This window comes from Glutamicibacter soli, assembly GCF_003309065.1.
Lineage (GTDB): Bacteria > Actinomycetota > Actinomycetes > Actinomycetales > Micrococcaceae > Glutamicibacter > Glutamicibacter soli.
In genome coordinates this window covers 196,292-214,859 of record NZ_POAF01000007.1, presented here as the reverse complement: position 1 = coordinate 214,859, position 18,568 = coordinate 196,292, and the positions used below count along the sequence as shown (strand labels likewise).

Genomic DNA, 18,568 nt, shown 5'->3' with positions numbered 1-18,568 from the left:
GTCAGGTGCTGGTACTCACTCGGAAAGTCGGAGAACAGGTCCTGATCGGCGAGGGCATCGTAGTGACGATCCTTGAGTCGAAAGGCGATTCGATCAAGGTAGGAATTGACGCGCCCAAGGGTGTGAAAATCCATCGTGCCGAAGTCCTGGCCGCAGTGATCGAGGAGAACCAGAAGGCCTCGGCCAGCGATCATGCCGCAGCCGCCCGGCTTGCCAACCTGCTCGCCGCCCCGGCTTCCCGGCCGCCCGCCGGCGAGACTGACTAGCGCCGGCAAAGGCCGCGCATGCGACACCTTCGCAGTGGCGATGACATAGCCCGTCGCCGTGGCCTCCAGGATAACCCTGGGTGCCGCGATTTCGACGTTCGAATTGCCCGAACCGTGCCGGGCCAGTACCTCAAATTCGCGTCCGGTCAAGGTTGCGACAAGTGCCGCGAGTGTGGAACGGGACGCGGTGCCGATGCCTCGGATTCGTTCCACCACAGGTTGCGCGATGCGAGACGAAAGGGCGGCAGCCACCTGGGCCACTGCATGGGCCTCGCCGATCAGTTCTTGCGGCGACGAGCTTTTTAGCATGGACCCGCTGGCGCCGGCGGACAAGGCTCGGTCGATGTAGTCTTCCTCGCCGAAGGCCGTCAGGATCAGGACCGTGGCTGCCTTCCCTTGGGTGCGCTGTCTTGGGTTTGCAGCTGCTCAAGCGCCGCGGGTCCGTCAAACTGGGGCATCCGGAGGTCCAGCAGCATGACATCCGGTTCCAGCCGCTGGGCAGGCTCGATGCAGCGGTAGCCGTTTTCCAACCCGTCACGATCTGCACTGTATTGTCGCTGCACAGGACCGTGCGTAGCCCGGCACGGATCGGGGCGTTATCCTCGGCAACGAGGACGCGGACGGGATCGGTTTCGTTTAGGGGCATCGGCAGTTCTCCTTCAAGGGATGAAGCTGCTCTGCGGAATCCAGCACGTAGCTCAGCAGCCTGGTGCGTGCCGCGTAGTAGCAGCAGGTGGATTCCGACGGTGCCATGATCGAGGAGATGGCGAATAACGGCTTTTCCAGTCCCGGCACGTCAACCAACCGCTCAACCTCGGAACAATCCATGCCCACCGAGATGTTGCAGAAATCTCCCAGGGACAGGGCCAGAGCCTTGTTGACCACATTTTGCAGGGCGTGGAAACCGCTGAACTAGAATCTTTCGAAGAACGCCGCCACCTTCATGGCCACCGGTGCGACCAGCCCTACGGCCTGGGGACCGCACTGTTGGTGATTGTCGCCTGGGCGGCGCTGCTGGCTGCCGGGACGACCAGATTCATCCGCCGTGATGCCGGAGGCCAAGGGCCGAGAATAAACGGCCAATATGGCACCAAACCTGCGGCGATGGCAGAAGATTTACAAGTTCACAGTCGTTGCAAAGGCATCGTCCATGCGGCTGCAAGAGAGCGGCTCCGGCCAGAACGCAGGGTGCAATAGTCGTACCTGCCGGTGCTTCCTGCTGAAGGGAAAACGGTGGCCCAAGGGCATCAACGCTGCCTTGGGTACGAAATATCCACGCTCCGGCTGCCGCGCAATCCGCGGCGCCGGATGGATCGATGGTACGACGTCACGCCCGGCATGGGCGCAGGATCATCCGTGAAGCCAACGCTTTCCGGAATATCGAACTACCGAATACCGCAACGGGAGGAACGAAAACATGATTGACAAGCACCAGATTGACGAATTGCTGCACCACGACGGAACAGTCATAGGAGCCGACGGGGAGAAGATCGGCAAGTTCGGCCAGGTCTTTTTGGATGACCAGACCGGAGAACCGCAGTGGGTCACCGTGCGCACGGGGTTGTTCGGACTTTCCGAGAGCTTCGTCCTGCTGGATGAGGCCAGCGTGGACGGCGACACCGTGACCGTGCCATTCGACAAGCAGACGGTCAAGGGCGCACCGCGCATAGACGACCAGGACGGGCATTTGAGCCCGGCAGACGAACAGGAACTCTACCGCTATTACAACCGCGCCTACGATGCCACGGGGCCTGAGGGAATCGAAGCAGACCGCGGCACGGGAATGGATCGCGAGTCCGGCATGGACCGCACCGCCGACGGTCCATTGGGCGGCGGTGTCGGCACCCTGGCACCAGGCGAGAGCGCGGGCGTCCAGGACGAGATGGACCCGGTTCGCGGACAGGACGAGTCAGTGGCGGGCCATGGCGCGGACCAGTCCATGACCCGCTCCGAGGAACAGCTGCGTGTCGGGACCGAGTCGGTGGAGACCGGGCGAGTCAGGTTGCGCAAGTACGTGGTCACCGAGGACGTCACGACCACGGTTCCGGTCAGCCACGAGGAAGTCCGGGTGGAACGTGAGCCGCTGACCGGTGACGCGGCCGCAGGCGTGGCCGGCGAGACCGAGCTTGGCGAGCAGGAAGAAGAAGTCACCCTGCATGCCGAACGCCCGGTCGTGGAGAAGGAAGCCGTTCCGGTGGAGAAGGTCAGTTTGGGCACCGAGACGGTCACCGAGGATGAGCAGGTGACCGAGCGGTTGCGCAAGGAAGAAGTGGAAACCGAGGGGGATTCCGGACGCGTGGATCCGGCGAACCGCGACCGGTCCCGGGATGACGGGATCTAGCCCGGGCCGCCTGTCGCAGGGCGACGGCACAGGCCAAGTCAGCTAGGAGGAATCATGAGCACCAGTGCAGGAAACGATCCGCGCGGCGAAGGCGCGTCGGAACCAGCGCACCGCATGCCGATGGACGACGACAGGATGCGGCCCCGGGACCGGGACGCGGCCGAAGGTCGGAATCTCGCGGGCAGCGAACGGTACGAGCCGGACGCGACGCCTCGCTCTGACCGGCCCGGGGCGCAGGATCCGCCGCGAGGCCTGAATGCGGCGCTGGAAAGGGAAAAGCACCTGTACGGCGGGATGAAGATCGGCTCGGCCTTCTTCGGCTGGCTGAGCGCCACCGGCATGGGCGTGGTGCTCACCGCCTTGGTGGCCGCGGCCGGGACGGCCGTCGGGGTCAGCACCGGAACCAACCCGGATGAGGTGGCCCAGAGCCTGAACCAGGACCCGCAGACCGTGGGAATGCTCGGGATCATCGTGCTGGCCGCCATCGTCCTGGTCTCCTACTACTGCGGAGGCTACGTGGCGGGGCGGATGGCCCGCTTCCACGGAGCCCGGCAGGGTGTGGCGGTCTGGCTGTGGGCGCTGGTGATTTCCGCTGTTGTCGCCCTGCTGGGCTGGATCGGCGGCAGCCAGTACAACGTGCTGGCGCAGGTCAACAGCTTCCCGAGGATTCCGGTGAACGAGGGCACGCTCAGTGCGGCGGGCATCATCGCCCTGGTGGTCGTCGCCGCGGTGGCGCTGCTGGGAGCCGTGCTCGGAGGGCTGGCAGGCATGCGCTTCCACCGCCGTGTCGACAAGGCGGGGAGCCAGGTCAGCTAGGCCCAGGATCGGTGCACGGCAAAGCCGGGGCGGGAGCATCAGTCGATGCACCCGCCCCGGCTTCTGCGCGCCGCGGCCTAGCGGCTCGTGCGCGGTTCCCCGGAAGCGCCGGGATCCCCGGAATCCGGCTGGTCCTGCGCGGATCCGCGCAGCATCTGCTCGAATTCCTTGCGCTCCTTGCGGGAGAGTGGCAACTGGCCGGTCGCCGGGTTCACGATCTGGCCGCTTTCCTTGGCCGCCTCGAAAGCGGACTTCGGCGCGGGAACCGCATCCGCGCCGGACTGCTTCCTCGGCTGCTTCGGGGCCTTGGCCGGCTTGGCGGGCTTGTCTGACTTGCCGGGCCTGGCCGCGATGCGGAGCTGGCCGGACTCGCTGTCCCGACCCGGCGCGGTGATGCGCGCGGTCGCGCCGTCCATGGCAGCTGCCAGGTCCTCGGCCGAGGTCGCCTGGCGCTGCGCGTCGCGGCGGGCAAAACGGCGCTGGGCGGAGCGCTCCTTGCGGGATTCGACCAGGTGGTAGAGCACCGGCACCAGCACCAGGGTCAGCAAGGTGGAGGAGACCAGGCCGCCGATGACCACCACGGCCAGCGGCTGCGAGATGAAGCCTGACTGCCCGGTGAGGCCCAGCGCCATCGGCATCAGCGCGAAGATGGTGGCCAGCGCGGTCATCAGGATCGGGCGCAGGCGCTGGCGGGCGCCGTGCGTGATCGCGTCCTGCAGGCTCATCGCCGCGCGTTCGGGCGTCGCATGGCGGTACTGGTTGATCAGGTCGATCAGCACGATCGCGTTGGTGACCACGATGCCCACCAGCATCAGCATGCCGATCAGCGACGGCAGGCCCAGCGGGATGCCGGTGGCCAGCAGCAGGCCGATCGCGCCGGTGGCGGCGAACGGGATGGAGACCAGCAGGATCAGCGGCTGGATGAGCGACTTGAAGGTCGCCACCATGATCACGTAGACGATCGCCACGGCCGCCAGCAGCGCCAGGTAGAGCTGGTTGAAGGACTCGGCCTGCTCGGTGGCGGCGCCGCCGATTTGCGCGGTCGCGCCCTCGGGCAGCTCCACGTCGGCCAGGCGCTCGGTGACCTGCCGGGAGACCGAGCCGAGCATGTTCTCCTGCGGCGTCAGTGACACCGTGGCGATGCGCTGGCCGTTGGAGGTGGTGACCTGGCGGACCACGTCGGTGCGTTCCACCGTGGCCAGGTCCTGCAGCTGCTTCACGCCGGAGGCGGTCGGGATCTGCAGCTCCTGCAGCTCCTTCAGCGAGGTCAAGTCCATGCCCTCGCCGATCAGCACGCTCATGTCGGTGAATTCCAGGCGCAGCGTGCCGGCCGGCACCGGGGAGACCTGGGAGGCGACGATCCCGGACAGCTCGGTCTCGGTCAGCCCGGCCGCGGCGGCCTTCTTCGCATCGATGTCGATGCTGACCTGCTCGCGCATCGCGGAGAGGTTGTCGCTGAGCTGGGTGACGTGCTCGGTGCCCTCCATGGCCTGGCTGACCTTGGCGGCGGCATCGCGCAGGATGTCCTCGTTCGGGGCCTTCACCTCCACGGTCACGTCGGAGGACATCATGCCCCCTGAGCTGCCGGAGAACTTCAGGGACGAGTCCTCGGGCAGGGTGAGCGTATCCAGCTCGGCGCGCACCGTGTCGGCCAGCGCCAGCTGGTCGGCGTCGGGGTCGGTGATCGCGGTGAAGTTCGCGGTGTCCGAACCGGAGGAGAACATCGCCGCGAAGCCGCTGGCCGAGCCCACGGTCATCTGCACGTCGGTGATGCCCTCGGTCTGGCGCAGCACGGCCTCGACCTTCTCGGCTTCCTTGCGGGTGGTTTCCAGCGAGGTGCCCGGGGCCATCTTCTGGGTGATGGAGATCGAGTTCTCCCCGGTGTTGCCCAGCAGGTTGGTCTGCAGCAGCGGGGTCATCGCCACGGTGCCGGCCAGGATCAGCACGGAGGCCAGCAGCGTGATGACCGGGTGCTTCTGGGTGCCGCGCAGCACCGGGGCGTAGGCGCGCTGCATCCAGGACTTGTCCTCGGCCAGGTGCACGGTCTGGGTGGCGGCGCTGCCCGGGCGGTGCGGCAGGAACCAATAGGCAAGCACCGGCACGATGGTCAGCGAGACGACCAGCGAGGCAAGCAGCGCGATGGTCATGGTCATCGCGAACGGGCGGAACAGCTCGCCGGCCATGCCGCCGACCAGCGCGATCGGCAGGAACACCGCAACGGTGGTCAGCGTCGCGGCGGTGATGGCCCCGGCGACTTCCTTCACGGCCAGCAGGATCGCCTGCGACTTGGATTCGCCGTGCGCCAGGTGGCGCTTGATGTTCTCGATGACCACGATCGAGTCGTCCACCACGCGGCCGATCGAGATGGTCAGCGCGCCCAGGGTCAGCATGTTCAGCGTGTAGCCGCCGGCGTTCATGCCGATGAAGGTGACCATCAGGGACAGCGGGATGGAGATCGCGGTGACCAGGGTGGAGCGGATGGAGAAGAGGAAGACCAGGATGACCAGCACCGCGAAGCCCAGGCCCAGCGCTCCCTCGGTGGTCAGCGACTCGATGGAGGACTCGATGAACGGGGCCTGGTCGAAGATGGTGGTGATCTTGGCATTGGAGCCGAGCTCCGCCTGCAGCTCGTCGAGCATGCCGGTGATCTCGTGGGACAGGCCCACGGTGTCCCCGTCCGGGGTTTTGGTGATTGCCACCGACAGCGTTTCGGCGCCGTTGGTGCGGGTGATGCTGGTGGCCGTATCGGCCTGCACCGAGACCTTGGCGACATCCTGCAGCAGCACCGGGCCCTTGTCGGCCGGGAGCGGGATTTCCTTGATCGCCGCCAGCGTGTCCGGGGCGGAGCCGGCGATCACCGGCAGGGTCAGGTTGTCCACGTCCAGGGTGCCGATGGGCATCGGGGAACCGGCGTTCTCGATGCCGTCCTTCAGATCCGCCACCGTCAGCCCGGCGGCGCGCAGCTTCGCGTCGTCCGGGATCACCGCGATGTGCTGGGAGGCGCCGCCGGAGACGGAGGCCTCACGCACCCCGTCGATCTTCTGCAGCTTGGGCAGCATAATGCGTTCGACGTCGTCATTCAGCGCCTGAAGCGACTTGTCGGAGGAGATCGCCATCTGCATGATCGGGAAGTCGGCGATCGAGCCGGCGAAGGCCGTGGGCTCCACGTCTTCCGGCAGGCTGGACTTGGCGTTCGCGATCGCGCGGTCCACCTGGGAGCGGGCGCGGTCCATGTCCGTGCCGTACTCCAGCATCAGCGAGATGCGGGTGAAGCCGGTCTGCGAGGTCGCGGTCGAGGATTCAAGGCCCTCCACCGCCTGCAGGGCGGTCTCCAGCGGGCCGGCGACCTGCTCGTCGATGACCTCGGGGCTCGCGCCCGTCTGGGTGGCCATGACGGAGATCTGCGGGAACTCGAGGGAGGGTATGAGCTCCTGCTTGAGCGAACTCATGGAAATGACGCCGAAGACGGCGGCAAAGACCGTGACCAGCGCGATGAGCGCCCGGTTTTTCAGAGACAAGATGGCCAAGCGCTGCATGCGGGTATGGTCCTAGCGGTGTCGCGAAATGGGGTGGGATCAGTTTAACTCTAGTTCGTCGGCCGAAAACAACCGAAAATCCGGGGGCGTTTGAGCCGAAGATCATCCGAATGGAGGATACTTGCGGCGACGGGTTGCCTAGCCAGCCGGGCGTTCGGCACCGGCTGCTGTGGATAAACAATTTCCGGGTGCCAATTATCCGAATACCATGCAGGGATGGAGATCGATTCTCTCTGGGAATGGATGGGGCCCGGCATTGAGGGCCTGGGCAAGTTTGCGCCGGCGGTTGCCCCGATAGTTGCGGCAGCCGCGGCGTGGGCCGCTGTTCGTACCTTGCGACTGCGGACTCGCGTGGATCATGCTGACCAATGGTGGAAACGTGTTGAATATGCGATCCTGCTTCTCGATAGCGAGAACCAGGCGTTGCATGCCACGGGAATAGGCTTGTTGAAGGTCCAGGCCGGAACTGCTGCGCCTGAGCTTGCGTGGAAAAACGGCAAGGACATCGTGAAATACGGATGGAGGGCAAGAACCCGGTGGCATGTGAACCGGGCGGAGCTGGCGATAGTCAGGTCGCTGGCTTCCGAACTGATTGTGGCTGAGTTCGTTGTTGAAGACCTTGAGCAACCCGTCAGCGGAAGGCCACAGCCGAACTGACCACCAGCGCGAAACTGAAAAGGAATAACATGGAAGCACATGAAGAAGGTGAGTGGGCCATGACCTCACGATCAGTGGGCAATACCGATACGCCGGAGCTGGCGCTGACATTGGACGAAGTCGAGCCCGGCATCTTCGTGGTGCTGGATAGCCGTGGTGTTCAGTTGAGCAAGCCGCTTCCGATTTCGAGATTGCGCAGCCTGGCGAAAGATGCGGAATTCGTGGCCGACCTCAACAAGAGGCTGAAAATGCCGAATGAGAACTATATCGATGTACTGCTCCAGCTGCGGCCGCAGCTGGAATACCGGCGTGCATCCTGAATTTGTTGTCTTCCGAGCAATGCGGTGCTGGCGGAAACGACTGATGGCCCACACACCAGCTGGTGTGTGGGCCATCAGTTTAGGCGGCGACTAGTTCAGTCCCAGCGCCTTGTCGGTGGCTGCCTTGACCTCGGCGTACAGCGCCGGGTTGTCGTTCAGCTTCTGGCCGTAGGAAGGAACGATGTCCTTCAGCTTCGACTCCCAGCCGGCGAACTGCTTCGGGAAGCAGCGCGAGAGCAGGCCGATCATGATCGGGGTGGCGGTCGATGCGCCTGGTGAAGCACCGAGCAGGCCCGAGATCGTGCCGTCCGAGGAGGTGATGACCTCGGTGCCGAACTGCAGGACGCCGCCCTTCTTGGCATCCTTCTTGATGACCTGCACGCGCTGGCCGGCGGTGATCAGCTCCCACTTGGAGCCGTCGGCCTGAGGGAAGTACTCTGCCAGCGACAGGTCCTTCTTGGCGCGGGACTTGAGCACTTCCTTGATCAGGTAGGTGGTCAGGTCCATGTTGTCCTTGGCCACTGCAAGCATCGGGATGATGTTGTGCGGGCGCAGCGACAGCGGCAGGTCCATCTGCCCGGTGGACTTCAGGAAGTTCATGGAGAAGCCGGCGTACGGGCCGAACATCAGCGAACGCTTGCCGTCGACGAAGCGGGTATCCAGGTGAGGAACCGACATCGGAGGGGCGCCGACCGAAGCCTGGCCGTAGACCTTGGCGTGGTGCTGGTTGATGATGGTCTCATCGGTGCAGCGCAGGAACTGGCCGGATACCGGGAAGCCGCCGAAGCCCTTGATCTCGTCGATGCCCGACTTCTGCAGCAGCGGCAGCGCACCGCCGCCGGCGCCGACGAACACGAACTTGGCCTTCACGGTCTTGACCGCGCCCGAGGCCTTGTCCTTGACGGTCAGTTCCCAGCCGGCGCCGTCGCGCTTGAGGTTCTTGACCTTGTGGCCGAAGTTGATCGAGGCGCCGGCTGCGCCCAGCGAGTTGGTCAGGTCGGCGGTGAGTCGACCGAAGTCAACGTCGGTGCCGGAGACTACGCGGGAAGCTGCAACCTTCTGCGACTCGTCGCGGCCCTTGGCGACCAGCGGGGTCCACTCGTTGATGGTGTCCAGGTCGTTGGTGATTTCCAGTTCGTCGAACAGGACGTTCGGCTTCAGGGCGTCGTAGCGGGTCTGCAGGTACTTGGAGTGGTCTTCGCCGATGACGAAGGACATGTGCGGCAGGGCGTTGATGAAGCCGTTGCCTGCCACGCGCTTGTTTTCAACTGCCCACGCGTAGAACTGGCGGGAGATCTGGAACTGCTCGTTGATGCCGATGGCCTTGGCGGGATCCACGGAACCGTCGGCCTTCGCCGCGGTGTAGTTCAGCTCGCACAGTGCCGAGTGGCCGGTGCCTGCGTTGTTCCACGGGGAGGAGGATTCCAGCCCGGCCTGGTCAAGGTTTTCGAAAAGTCCGATAGACCAGGTTGGTTCCAGCTGGTTGATCAGGGTGCCCAACGTGGCACTCATGACGCCGGCTCCAATTAGTACTACGTCAAAAGATTCGGTTGACGTTACAGAAGGCACGAGGATCTCCATCGACAGTGATACTTTGCTCTAACCCAGAGTAGACCTATATCCCCGCCGGTTAGAAATCCTTAACTGACTCAGATGGGTCAGTGGTGGCTAACTTGAGATAGCCGGTGAATTGCTCATCTGCGCATCGGCGTAGCACTCGTTGAGCATCGGCGAGGACGGGTAGAAGGCCACGTTCGGGTTGAAAGCCAGCGCCGAAATGGGGAATACCAGTGGAAGCAGCGGCAGGTCGTAGTTCAGCGTCTGCAGGATTGCGGCATAGGCGGCAGTGCGCTCCTCGCCCCGATCCAGCGAGCGGGCGGCGAGGATTTGTGAGTCAAGTAACGCCGAGCTATAGCCGAATTCATTGGCCTTGCTGGACAGGATGCCCGATAGGAAATCATCCTCGCTGCGATAGCCGCCGGAATAGCCCAGCAGGTGCAGGCCGGTGAACCGGTTCGAGCGCACGGTATCCACGTAGCCTTCGGTCCACGGAATCGGGCGCGGACGGATCCGGATGCCGACCTTGGCCAGGTCCTCGGCCAGCTGGGCGAAAACGCGCTCGGGCAGCGGCAGGTAGTTGCGCGAGACGCGCAGCGGGTAGGCGAACTCGATCTCCTCGCCCCGGTAGCCGACCTGTTCCAGCAGCTTGAGGGCGGTGTTCTCGTCGTGGTTGTAGCGCGCCTCGGGTTCCGGCACCGACAGCGCCGGCGGGATGATGCTCGCCGCGGCCTTGGTGCCCTGGATGAATAGCTTGCCGGCCAGCTGGCCGCTGTCCACGGCGTGCGCGATGGCCTGGCGGAACTCGCGCTTGGCCAGCCACTTGTTGCGCAGGTCCATGCCCAGGTAGAGCACCGAGAACGGGTCGCGCTGCACCACCAGCTTGGCGCTGCGCACCAGGTCGCGCATGACGTCCACGGACACCAGGTCGAAGCCGTCGATCTCGTCCGCGCTCATGGCGTTCTCGCGGTTGTAGGGGGAAGGCACGGAGGAAATGAGCGCCACCTGCGGGTGCTGGCTGTTCGCCTCAAGGCGTCCGCGGTTCCAGTAGTCCTTGAAGAGCTCCAGCCGCACCGTCTGGTCCTTGTGCGAGATGAAGCGGTAGGGGCCGGTGCCCATCGGTGCGGTCAGCAGGGACTTGGCAGGGTTCGCCTTGGGTCCGCCGGTCAGCGTGGACGGGGCGGCGATGGCCATGCCGGGCAGCGACAGCGCGTCGATCAGCATGGGCAGGCGGCGGCGCAGCGTCAGCGTCACCAGGTACTTGCTGGTGGCCTTGACCGAGCCGAAGTAGCTGGCGCTGCCGGCGGAGGACTTGCCGGTGAACAGCTCCTGCTCGAAGATCGGCTTCAGTGCCGCGAGCTGCTCCAAGCGCTGCTGTTGCGCGGCCAGGTCGCGTTCGGTGGGTGGGTTCTCGTCGTCGACCTTGAGCTGCAGGTCCTTTTCGGAAGGGAGCTTGGGGATGTCGTCCACGTGGTGGAAGACGTCGGTGAAGCCCTGGCTGGAGTAGTCCGAGAGCTCCCGGGGCAGCGAGGCCCAGCGGGTGAAGTTCGCAACCACCGCTTCGGCGTCCATCTCGGTGCCGTCGTGGAAGAGGACTCCCCGGCGCAGGGTGAAGGTATAGGTGAGCCCGTCCTGGGACTGGGTCCAGGATTCGGCCAGACCAGCGATCGGGCTGCCGGTGTTGGCGTCGATGGAGATCAGCGTTTCGTAGATCTGCCGCGAGATGCGGAAGGACTCGTTGTCACCGGTGATCGCCGGATCGAGTCCCGACGGGGGAGCGGGGGCCGCCAGGCGCAGGGTGCGCGGAACCTCGGCGGCCGCCTCGGTGGCCGTCGGCGAAGCTGTCGCGGAGCTGTTCGGCGACGGGGTGCAAGCGGTGAGGGCCAGGGCTGTGCCCGCCAGGGTGCCGGTCAACAATGCGCGTCGTGAGACGAGGTTTTGCGGCTTTTCGGGCACGATGCGGCTCAACTTCCTAATCTGGCAGGCAGGGCTCCCCGAGGCGCACCGCGAGGGCATTGTGCGAGTGCGCAAAGACTGCGGGATGCTCAGGGATATCTATCAAAGATAGCGCAACGAACTGGCGGCACCCCGTGAACCTGCCCGGGATGCCGCCAATGAGATCAAAATGTTAGCAATAGCTCGTGGCTAGGGGCGGTGCACCAGATTCTCGCCGTCCTGCCCCTGGGACCAGGCCTGCAGCTGGCGCTTGAGCAGCTTCACCATCCGCGGGAAGAACGCCTGGGTGTTGCCGCCGTTGTGCGGGGTGATCAACGCGTTGGGGCACTTCCACAGCGGGTGGTCCGACGGCAGCGGCTCCGGGTCGAAGACATCGGAGGCGACGTTCAGTCGTCCGCTGGAGACTTCGGCGACCAGCGCGTCGGTGTCGACCACCGGTCCGCGGGCGACGTTGACGATGGTCGCCCCGTCCGGCAGCTTCGCCATGAGCTCGGCGTCGACCAGGTGATGGGTTGAGTCGTTCAGCGGAACGATGAGGATCAATACCTCGATCTGGCCTGCGAAGTCGGCCAGCTGCTCGGTGCTGTAAACCTCTCCGTGCTCGTCGGTGCGCGCGGTCGAGCCGAAACGCAGCAGGTTCACCTCGAAGGGGTCCAGCCGCTTGCGGATTTCCTCGCCGATGCCGCCGACACCTACAAGGCCGACGGTGCGGTCGGCCAAGCCCGGCCAGCGCATCGGATTCCACTGTCCCTGGTCCTGGTCGCGGACGGAGGTCGGGAATCCGCGCAGCGATGCGAGGGCCAGCCCGAGGGCGATCTCCGCGGTCGCTGCGGCGTGCACGCCCGATGCGGTATTGATTTTCGCGCGGTCGCCGATCATGTCGACCATTCCGTCGTAACCGGTGGTCTGGGTCTGTACTACCGAGACATTCTCGGCTCTGCGGACATTCTTCAGGAATTCCGGATCTGCCATATAAGGGAAGATCGCGATGTCGATGTCTTCCAGCGGTGAATCCGGGTCTGATTCGAGGTCCCAAATAACCGGTTTCAGGTTCGCGGGCAGTTCTCCCACGGCGTCGAGCAGCTCTTGGGTGGGGAAGGAAACCGTGCGTTGGGTAGTCATGAATTCACTCTACAAAGTCCGTGGTCGCGGTGGTAGTAACCCCTAGTCATCTCATGTAATGAAGCTCACCGCAGAAAAGAGGGCTCTCGATTTGCGCGAAGCTCAAAAGCTGGTAGAGTTTTATCTCGTTGCGAAAGCGCGAAGCCCAAAAGCTTCTAGAACATCGCAGCGGGCGCCTCTAGCTCAATTGGCAGAGCAAATGACTCTTAATCATTAGGTTCCGGGTTCAAGTCCCGGGGGGCGCACGAACAATTTCTTTGTTCTAGAAGTCATTGTTTACACAAATGAATATGCGCCTTTAGCTCAATTGGTAGAGCAAATGACTCTTAATCATTAGGTTCCGGGTTCGAGTCCCGGAGGGCGCACAAGCAAGGTCAGACTTAGGTCTGGCCTTTTGTGTTATCTACCCGAGGTTCTCCTTGGGGCGACGACTTGCAGGTTGCGTTGTTTCCCGCCATCGGCCACGCAGCGGTGATGCCCGTGAAATTAACAATATTCTGATCAAAAATAACAGTTTTCATTGACTCTTCCGCAGAACTTCAGGAAATTTTCGGAATGAATCTCCAATTCACTTCGCACTTTAAGTGCACAGGTAGTGCTCGTTAGTGAAGATTAATCGTTAAGTCACTCGATATTCGTGAATTAACATCTTGAGTTCGATTGGCCTCCGTAGCTTTGCCAAGGTACCCGGCTCGTACCTCGTAAAGAAAAGAGACCATGAAAACTCAATCTACGACTCTCGCTTCGTTGCTCGTAGGCGCTTCGGTGCTGACTATAGGTGTGGGGCTGGCTCCCGCTGCATGGGCGGCACCGAGCACGGTGACAGCTGACCTATTGAATGTCGACTTCTCTACGAAGTCCGCTGAGGATCAGGCCCAGGGAAGAATTCTGCGTACTTTTGGTGAACCGTCGCTACAGGTCGACGAGCAGAACGGCAGAATTAGCGCCGATTTCGACGGTGCTGATGATGCCTACTCCTACGAGTTGGCCGAGGCGGATTACGACAAGCTTGCTGATTCGTTCTCCGTTGAGTGCTCCGTGAAATTCGATGGAGAACTGCCTTCCAAGGAAGTGACCTTTTGCGGCAACAAGCAGGGTGGCGGCTTCGCCCTGACTGCCAAGAACAGCAAACTCGACTTCATGCTGCATGTGGATGGCTCCTATAAGCGTGTTTCCACCTCGCTACGCACTGACCAGTGGTATCACGTGGTGGGCTCCTTCGACGGCAAGTCCATCAAGCTCTATGTGGATGGCCAGATGGTGGCTGAAACCCCCGCAGCCGGCACCATGACTCCTGTCGATCCGCGGGCGCAGAATATGGTGATTGGTGCGGATAGCGCCGTCGGAAAGAGCGAGGCTTTCGCCGATGTCGTGCTGGGGCAGGCGCGACTTTACAGCGAGGCGTTGCCAGCCGCCCAAGCTCTGTCACTAAGCGATGAATTCCACACCATGCCCGAAGCGCCTGAGGCAGACGTATTGAATATCGATTTCGCGGACGGTTCAAGCATCGATAGTTCCCGCGGTGTGAAGGCGGACATCTATGACGAGCCGGTCATTGCGAAGGACGGCGCGATGGGCAAGCACGTGGCCAGCTTCGACGGGCAAAATGACGCACTGGCCTACCCCCTGGGAGACCAATACGAGTCGCTTTCCCAGGGGATGACCCTGGAATGCGTCTTCCGCTACGACGGCGACACCACGGCTACCGGTGAAAAGAACCTCTGCTCCAACAAGGAAGCAGGGGGATTCTCGCTGAGTCTGGTCGGCGACAAGCTGTCCTTCATGCTGCATACCGGCGCCTATCGCTCGGCGACCGCAGCGATTGAGAGCGGTCGCTGGTACCACGCAGTCGGAGTCTTCGACGGCAAGCAGATCAAGCTTTACCTCAACGGAAAGCTCGTCGCGGCCCAGGAAGCCAGCGGTTCCACCGTCACCTGGCCGCCGAAACCCGAAGCGCACAACTTCGTGCTGGGCGCCGATTCATCCAATGGCAACGTGCAGTTCCACGGCAAGTCGAAGATTGCTGCAGCCCGCATCTATAGCCAGCCGTTGGCGCCGCCGCATATCGCTTCGCTGAATGCGCAAGCGCTCGGCCACTCAAAGGGTCTGGCTGCAGGGATCGAGTCCAGCACTCCGGCTGCCGGCTCCAACATCACCAAGGCCTCGGAATTCCAGGTTGAATGGAACATCCAGGATCTGGTTGGCGCGAACGTGGAATACACGCTGGATGGAGAGCCGATTGAACCCGGCGATCCGATTGCCGGAATGACTGAAGGCAAACACCTCATTGAGGCTTCAGGAACCGATGTGTTCGGCCGTGGCATCTCGCAGCAGATCGAATTCACCTCCGGAAGCATCCCCGAAGGCAACGGCACTCAGACCGGTCAAGGCAAGGGCACTGTGACCTTGTCGGCCAACGCCACCAATCCCGACGGCGGCGATGTGCATTCCACTTTCTACGCCGGCGAAACGAGCATCGCCAAGGGCGGCACCTCCGGGGTCATCTCGCAGCTGCCGGAGACGCTGGACTTCGCTGCCGGGGACAAGTCTCGGACGCAAAGCATCGAGGAAGCGCTTCTTCCCGGAGATGAATCACTCTTCTCCAGCGAAGCGACCAGCGAAGGCTCGATTCCATACCAGCGTTTCGCTGTGGCAGCCGATGCGAAGGCGGCGGAGCAGAGCGTGCGCTGGAGCGGGCAGCTTGACCCGCAGCGCGAAGCGCAATTGCGCGTCTGGAACCAGCAGAACTCGGCCTGGGACCTGGTGGCCAGCGGCCGCGGTGTCAGCGATGGCCTGTTGACCTTGGACGGAGGGATCTCCGCCGAGCACGTAGCGGACGGCAAGGCGCAACTGCTGGTCACGGCCCACGATCCGTTTGCCGACGACCTCGATGAGCCGGTGCGCGGAGAATTCGAAGACCCCGACGGCTACGACTTCTCCATGGTGCATTTCACCGACACCCAGTACCTGGCCGAAGGCGCAGTAGAGCAGGAGTACTCGGCGGAACAGCAGAAGGTCTGGGCCGAAGCCTACAACGCGATTCCGCGCTGGATCGCCGAAAATGCCGAACAGCGGAAGATCGAATACGTCGCCCATACCGGCGACATCGTGGAGAACTGGCATAAGGACGTCTACGCCGACGAAGAAACGCAGCGCCGGATCGCCGAACGCGAATTCGAGTTCACCTCCGAAACGCAGCGGATACTGGACGAGACCGGCATACCCAACGGCGTACTGCCGGGCAACCATGACAATCGATCGGGCAAGGATGTCGGCCCGGACAACTTGTACAACCAGTACTTCGGTCCGGAACGCTACGAGTCCTTGGAAAACAGCCAAGGGTGGAAGCAGGCGCAGGCCAGCTACCAGTCCTGGGCACCTGGTGATAACGACAACCACTACGACCTGTTCAGTGCCGGAGGGTTGGACTTCATCGCCCTGTACCTGGGCTTTGATGTGACCGAGGCGGAAATCGCCTGGGCCAACGACGTGCTTGCGCAGTACCCGGACCGCAATGCGATGCTCATGACCCACGCCTACAACAAACCGAGCATCAACGCCGACGGGCGAGGCGCCGCTTACTCGCACGACGGCAAGCGCATCTCCGAAGGAATCCTGGAGAAGAACAAGAACATCTTCCTGGTGCTTTCCGGCCACGAGCATGGCGTGAGCATCCAGGTTCGCAAGGACGTGGGGCAGGCTCAGAACAACGTCGTCGAGTTGCTCGCCGATTACCAGTTCTACGAAGTCGGCGCCGAACAGCTCGGCCTCGCGGGCATCGACGGGCGCAACCCGCAGGACATGCTGCGTTTCGGCTCCAGCTACCTGCGTATGCTCCAGTTCGACGTCGAGCGCTCCGAGCTGGCAATCGACACCTACTCGCCGATGCTCGGCGATTTCGGTGCCACCGAATACGACGATGAAAACCGCTACGACGGCACCGAGGACGAGCTTCGCCTGCCGATCCAGTTGCAAACGCGCCAGACCAGCTTCAGCACCGATGCCGTCATGTCCTTGGCGCCCACGGGCGAGGTGATCGGTGAAGCGACGGCGCGTTCCGGCTGGCCGGCGTCGGTCGTCTGGGCGGGGCTCACCGAGGGAGAGGTTTACTCCTGGTACGTCACCAGCGTCGATGCGCAGACTCAACAGGATCTGGCTCCGGGGCAGGTGCGCCAGACGGGTGTGTTCACAGCCTCTGCGGCAGGTACCGACACCGTCGCTCCGGAGCTGACCATCCCGGAAGGAACCACGCTCGCAGTGGGAGATGCGTTCGACCCGATGGACTCCGTGAGCGCCGTGGACAACACGGATGGCGATGTCACGGAGAATATCGAAATAGTCGGATCTGTGGATACGGGCGCGCCGGGCAGCTATGCGCTGACCTACACAGTCCAAGATGCCAACGGCAACCAGGCCATTGCTTCGCGTGCGGTGGTCGTGGAAGGCTCGCCGGCTCCGGAGCAACCGGAGAATTCTGACGACGGCCAGGGCAGCGGCATGGACGAGGATGGCGCCGACGTACCGGACCTGGAGCAGCCGTCGCCGACCCATCCCGCCGTTCCGGAGTCCGGAGACCCGGCGCCGGATGAAGAGCAACGGCCGTCCCAAGAACCGTCGGCGGATCCATCCGCCGATCCTTCGGGAAACGCCGTGGAAGGAACTCAGAACGGAGAGCAGGACTCCGGACAGGAACCCGAGGGCGGGGCAGATGAGCGCGACTCTCTGGCCGCGACAGGAGCCTCCGTGGTGTGGACCGTGCTAGGTGCTCTGGTTCTGACCGCCGCTGGAGCTGCTGCGCTGCGACTACGCCGCCCGACCGGCCGCCGGTAGTGTTCCGGGCATTCGGCCGCTGGGAGGTCGGGGCCTCCCAGCGGCCGAATGTGCTCCAAGACACGGGATGATATTTGGTCGCTTACCGTTGCCGAGCGCTGGTGGCTGAAGCGGGAATGATGATCTGACTAGCGGTTTCATGTCGACCGATGGGCCTTGCTGTACGATTTTTGATTTTCTGCGACTTCTGCGTATGATTATCTACGTCGCAAAGACCGGTTCGAAAATAACTAGTCAGAGTGAAGTTAGCGCCTTTAGCTCAATTGGTAGAGCAAATGACTCTTAATCATTAGGTTCCGGGTTCGAGTCCCGGAGGGCGCACAGCAGATCCGGCCTGATTCATCAGGCCGGATTTTTTGTATAGCTACGAAACGAGGTTTAACCGATGAGCACCGCCGCAGCACCAACCGAACGACTCTCCGTCGGAGATCTGGCCCCGAACTTCACCCTGAATGACTCGAACGGCAACGCTGTCTCGCTGTCCGACTACCGAGGCAAGAAGGCCATCGTGTACTTCTACCCGGCCGCCTCCACCCCGGGCTGCACCAAGCAGGCGTGCGACTTCCGTGATTCCATCGAGTCACTCACCGGCCTCGGCTACCAGGTGCTGGGAATCTCCCCGGACGGCGTCGCCAAGCTTGAAAAGTTCGTGGCCAAGGAAGAACTGAACTTCCCACTGCTGTCTGACGAGGACCACGCTGTCGCCGAGGCCTATGGAGCCTGGGGCGAGAAGAAGAACTACGGCCGCGTCTACGAAGGTTTGATCCGCTCGACCATCGTGGTGGACGAAGACGGCAAGGTCCAGCTCGCGCAGTACAACGTGCGAGCCACCGGGCATGTCGCAAAGCTCCGCCGTGACTTGGGAATTGACCCCAAGTAATAGCCGGTGCAGTCGATTTCTTATCGACTGGCACTTCCGCTACACTAAATGAGGTCGTCATTCGGAAATCCGTTTTCCGGTGTAGCGCGAGCGAGTATGGCGGAATTGGTAGACGCGCTGGATTTAGGTTCCAGTGTCTTCGGACGTGAGAGTTCAAGTCTCTCTACTCGCACCAATGAAAACCCTGCGAACCGATTTCGGTCGCAGGGTTTCCGCATTTCACCGCAGTCTTCAGCATGCCCGGAAGCCTCAGGGCTTACCATCGAAGAAACGCCGGTAGGCCGCGG

The 18,568-nt window shown here is 63.0% G+C and carries 13 protein-coding genes and 4 tRNA genes; 11 read left to right on the top strand and 6 right to left on the bottom strand.

Annotation, left to right across the window (positions count from 1 at the left end; all coding sequences use genetic code 11):
* Positions 1-5: 5 nt before the first annotated feature.
* Positions 6-266 (top strand): carbon storage regulator CsrA, encoded by a 261-nt coding sequence (gene csrA / locus C1H84_RS14955; RefSeq protein ID WP_047118843.1) that lies wholly within the window; start codon positions 6-8, stop codon positions 264-266.
* 374 nt (positions 267-640) lie between these two features.
* Here csrA and C1H84_RS18710 read toward each other — a convergent pair whose 3' ends face one another.
* Together C1H84_RS18710 and C1H84_RS14945 are read right to left on the bottom strand one after the other, a co-directional pair.
* Complete coding sequence (locus tag C1H84_RS18710; protein ID WP_113607839.1) at positions 641-829, bottom strand: response regulator; 189 nt, start codon at positions 827-829, stop codon at positions 641-643.
* A gap of 73 nt (positions 830-902) precedes the next feature.
* Positions 903-1,151 (bottom strand): hypothetical protein, encoded by a 249-nt coding sequence (locus C1H84_RS14945; protein WP_113607838.1) that lies wholly within the window; start codon positions 1,149-1,151, stop codon positions 903-905.
* 532 nt (positions 1,152-1,683) lie between these two features.
* Here C1H84_RS14945 and C1H84_RS14940 point away from each other — a divergent pair.
* Positions 1,684-2,607, top strand: coding sequence for a PRC and DUF2382 domain-containing protein (locus C1H84_RS14940; RefSeq protein ID WP_113607837.1), 924 nt, complete (start codon positions 1,684-1,686; stop codon positions 2,605-2,607).
* Positions 2,608-2,661: 54 nt separating this feature from the next.
* Complete coding sequence (locus C1H84_RS14935) at positions 2,662-3,423, top strand: hypothetical protein (protein ID WP_053797860.1); 762 nt, start codon at positions 2,662-2,664, stop codon at positions 3,421-3,423.
* A 77-nt stretch (positions 3,424-3,500) separates the two neighbouring features.
* On the opposite strand, the gene C1H84_RS14930 is transcribed toward C1H84_RS14935, so the two are convergent.
* Positions 3,501-6,959, bottom strand: coding sequence for an efflux RND transporter permease subunit (locus tag C1H84_RS14930; protein ID WP_113607836.1), 3,459 nt, complete (start codon positions 6,957-6,959; stop codon positions 3,501-3,503).
* A 216-nt stretch (positions 6,960-7,175) separates the two neighbouring features.
* On the opposite strand from C1H84_RS14930, the gene C1H84_RS14925 reads away from it, so the two are divergent.
* Entirely contained in the window at positions 7,176-7,616 is a 441-nt protein-coding gene (locus tag C1H84_RS14925; protein ID WP_047118848.1) for a hypothetical protein, read from the top strand.
* Positions 7,617-7,645: 29 nt separating this feature from the next.
* Entirely contained in the window at positions 7,646-7,936 is a 291-nt protein-coding gene (locus C1H84_RS14920) for a hypothetical protein (RefSeq protein WP_047118849.1), read from the top strand.
* A gap of 90 nt (positions 7,937-8,026) precedes the next feature.
* Here C1H84_RS14920 and C1H84_RS14915 read toward each other — a convergent pair whose 3' ends face one another.
* From C1H84_RS14915 to C1H84_RS14905, 3 genes are all read right to left on the bottom strand, one after another.
* On the bottom strand, positions 8,027-9,517 hold the full coding sequence (locus C1H84_RS14915) for a malate:quinone oxidoreductase (protein ID WP_181728162.1): 1,491 nt from the start codon (positions 9,515-9,517) through the stop codon (positions 8,027-8,029).
* An 87-nt stretch (positions 9,518-9,604) separates the two neighbouring features.
* A complete protein-coding gene (locus C1H84_RS14910) occupies positions 9,605-11,461 on the bottom strand; it encodes an ABC transporter substrate-binding protein (RefSeq protein ID WP_047118850.1) in 1,857 nt (618 codons plus the stop codon).
* A gap of 177 nt (positions 11,462-11,638) precedes the next feature.
* Entirely contained in the window at positions 11,639-12,571 is a 933-nt protein-coding gene (locus tag C1H84_RS14905; RefSeq protein WP_053797864.1) for a 2-hydroxyacid dehydrogenase, read from the bottom strand.
* Positions 12,572-12,743: 172 nt separating this feature from the next.
* Between C1H84_RS14905 and C1H84_RS14900 the strand changes: the two genes are divergently transcribed.
* The 6 genes from C1H84_RS14900 (at position 12,744) to C1H84_RS14875 (ending at position 18,456) form a co-directional block, all read left to right on the top strand.
* Positions 12,744-12,816, top strand: a tRNA-Lys gene (locus C1H84_RS14900).
* 47 nt (positions 12,817-12,863) lie between these two features.
* Positions 12,864-12,936 (top strand) — tRNA-Lys (locus C1H84_RS14895).
* 352 nt (positions 12,937-13,288) lie between these two features.
* Positions 13,289-17,401: a LamG-like jellyroll fold domain-containing protein gene (locus tag C1H84_RS14890; protein ID WP_113607834.1), complete on the top strand. Its 4,113-nt coding sequence runs from the start codon at positions 13,289-13,291 to the stop codon at positions 17,399-17,401.
* Between the two features lie 248 nt (positions 17,402-17,649).
* Positions 17,650-17,722: transfer RNA gene (locus C1H84_RS14885), tRNA-Lys, on the top strand.
* A gap of 64 nt (positions 17,723-17,786) precedes the next feature.
* Complete coding sequence (gene bcp / locus C1H84_RS14880) at positions 17,787-18,281, top strand: thioredoxin-dependent thiol peroxidase (RefSeq protein WP_113607833.1); 495 nt, start codon at positions 17,787-17,789, stop codon at positions 18,279-18,281.
* Between the two features lie 90 nt (positions 18,282-18,371).
* Positions 18,372-18,456 (top strand) — tRNA-Leu (locus C1H84_RS14875).
* Positions 18,457-18,568 lie beyond the last annotated feature (112 nt).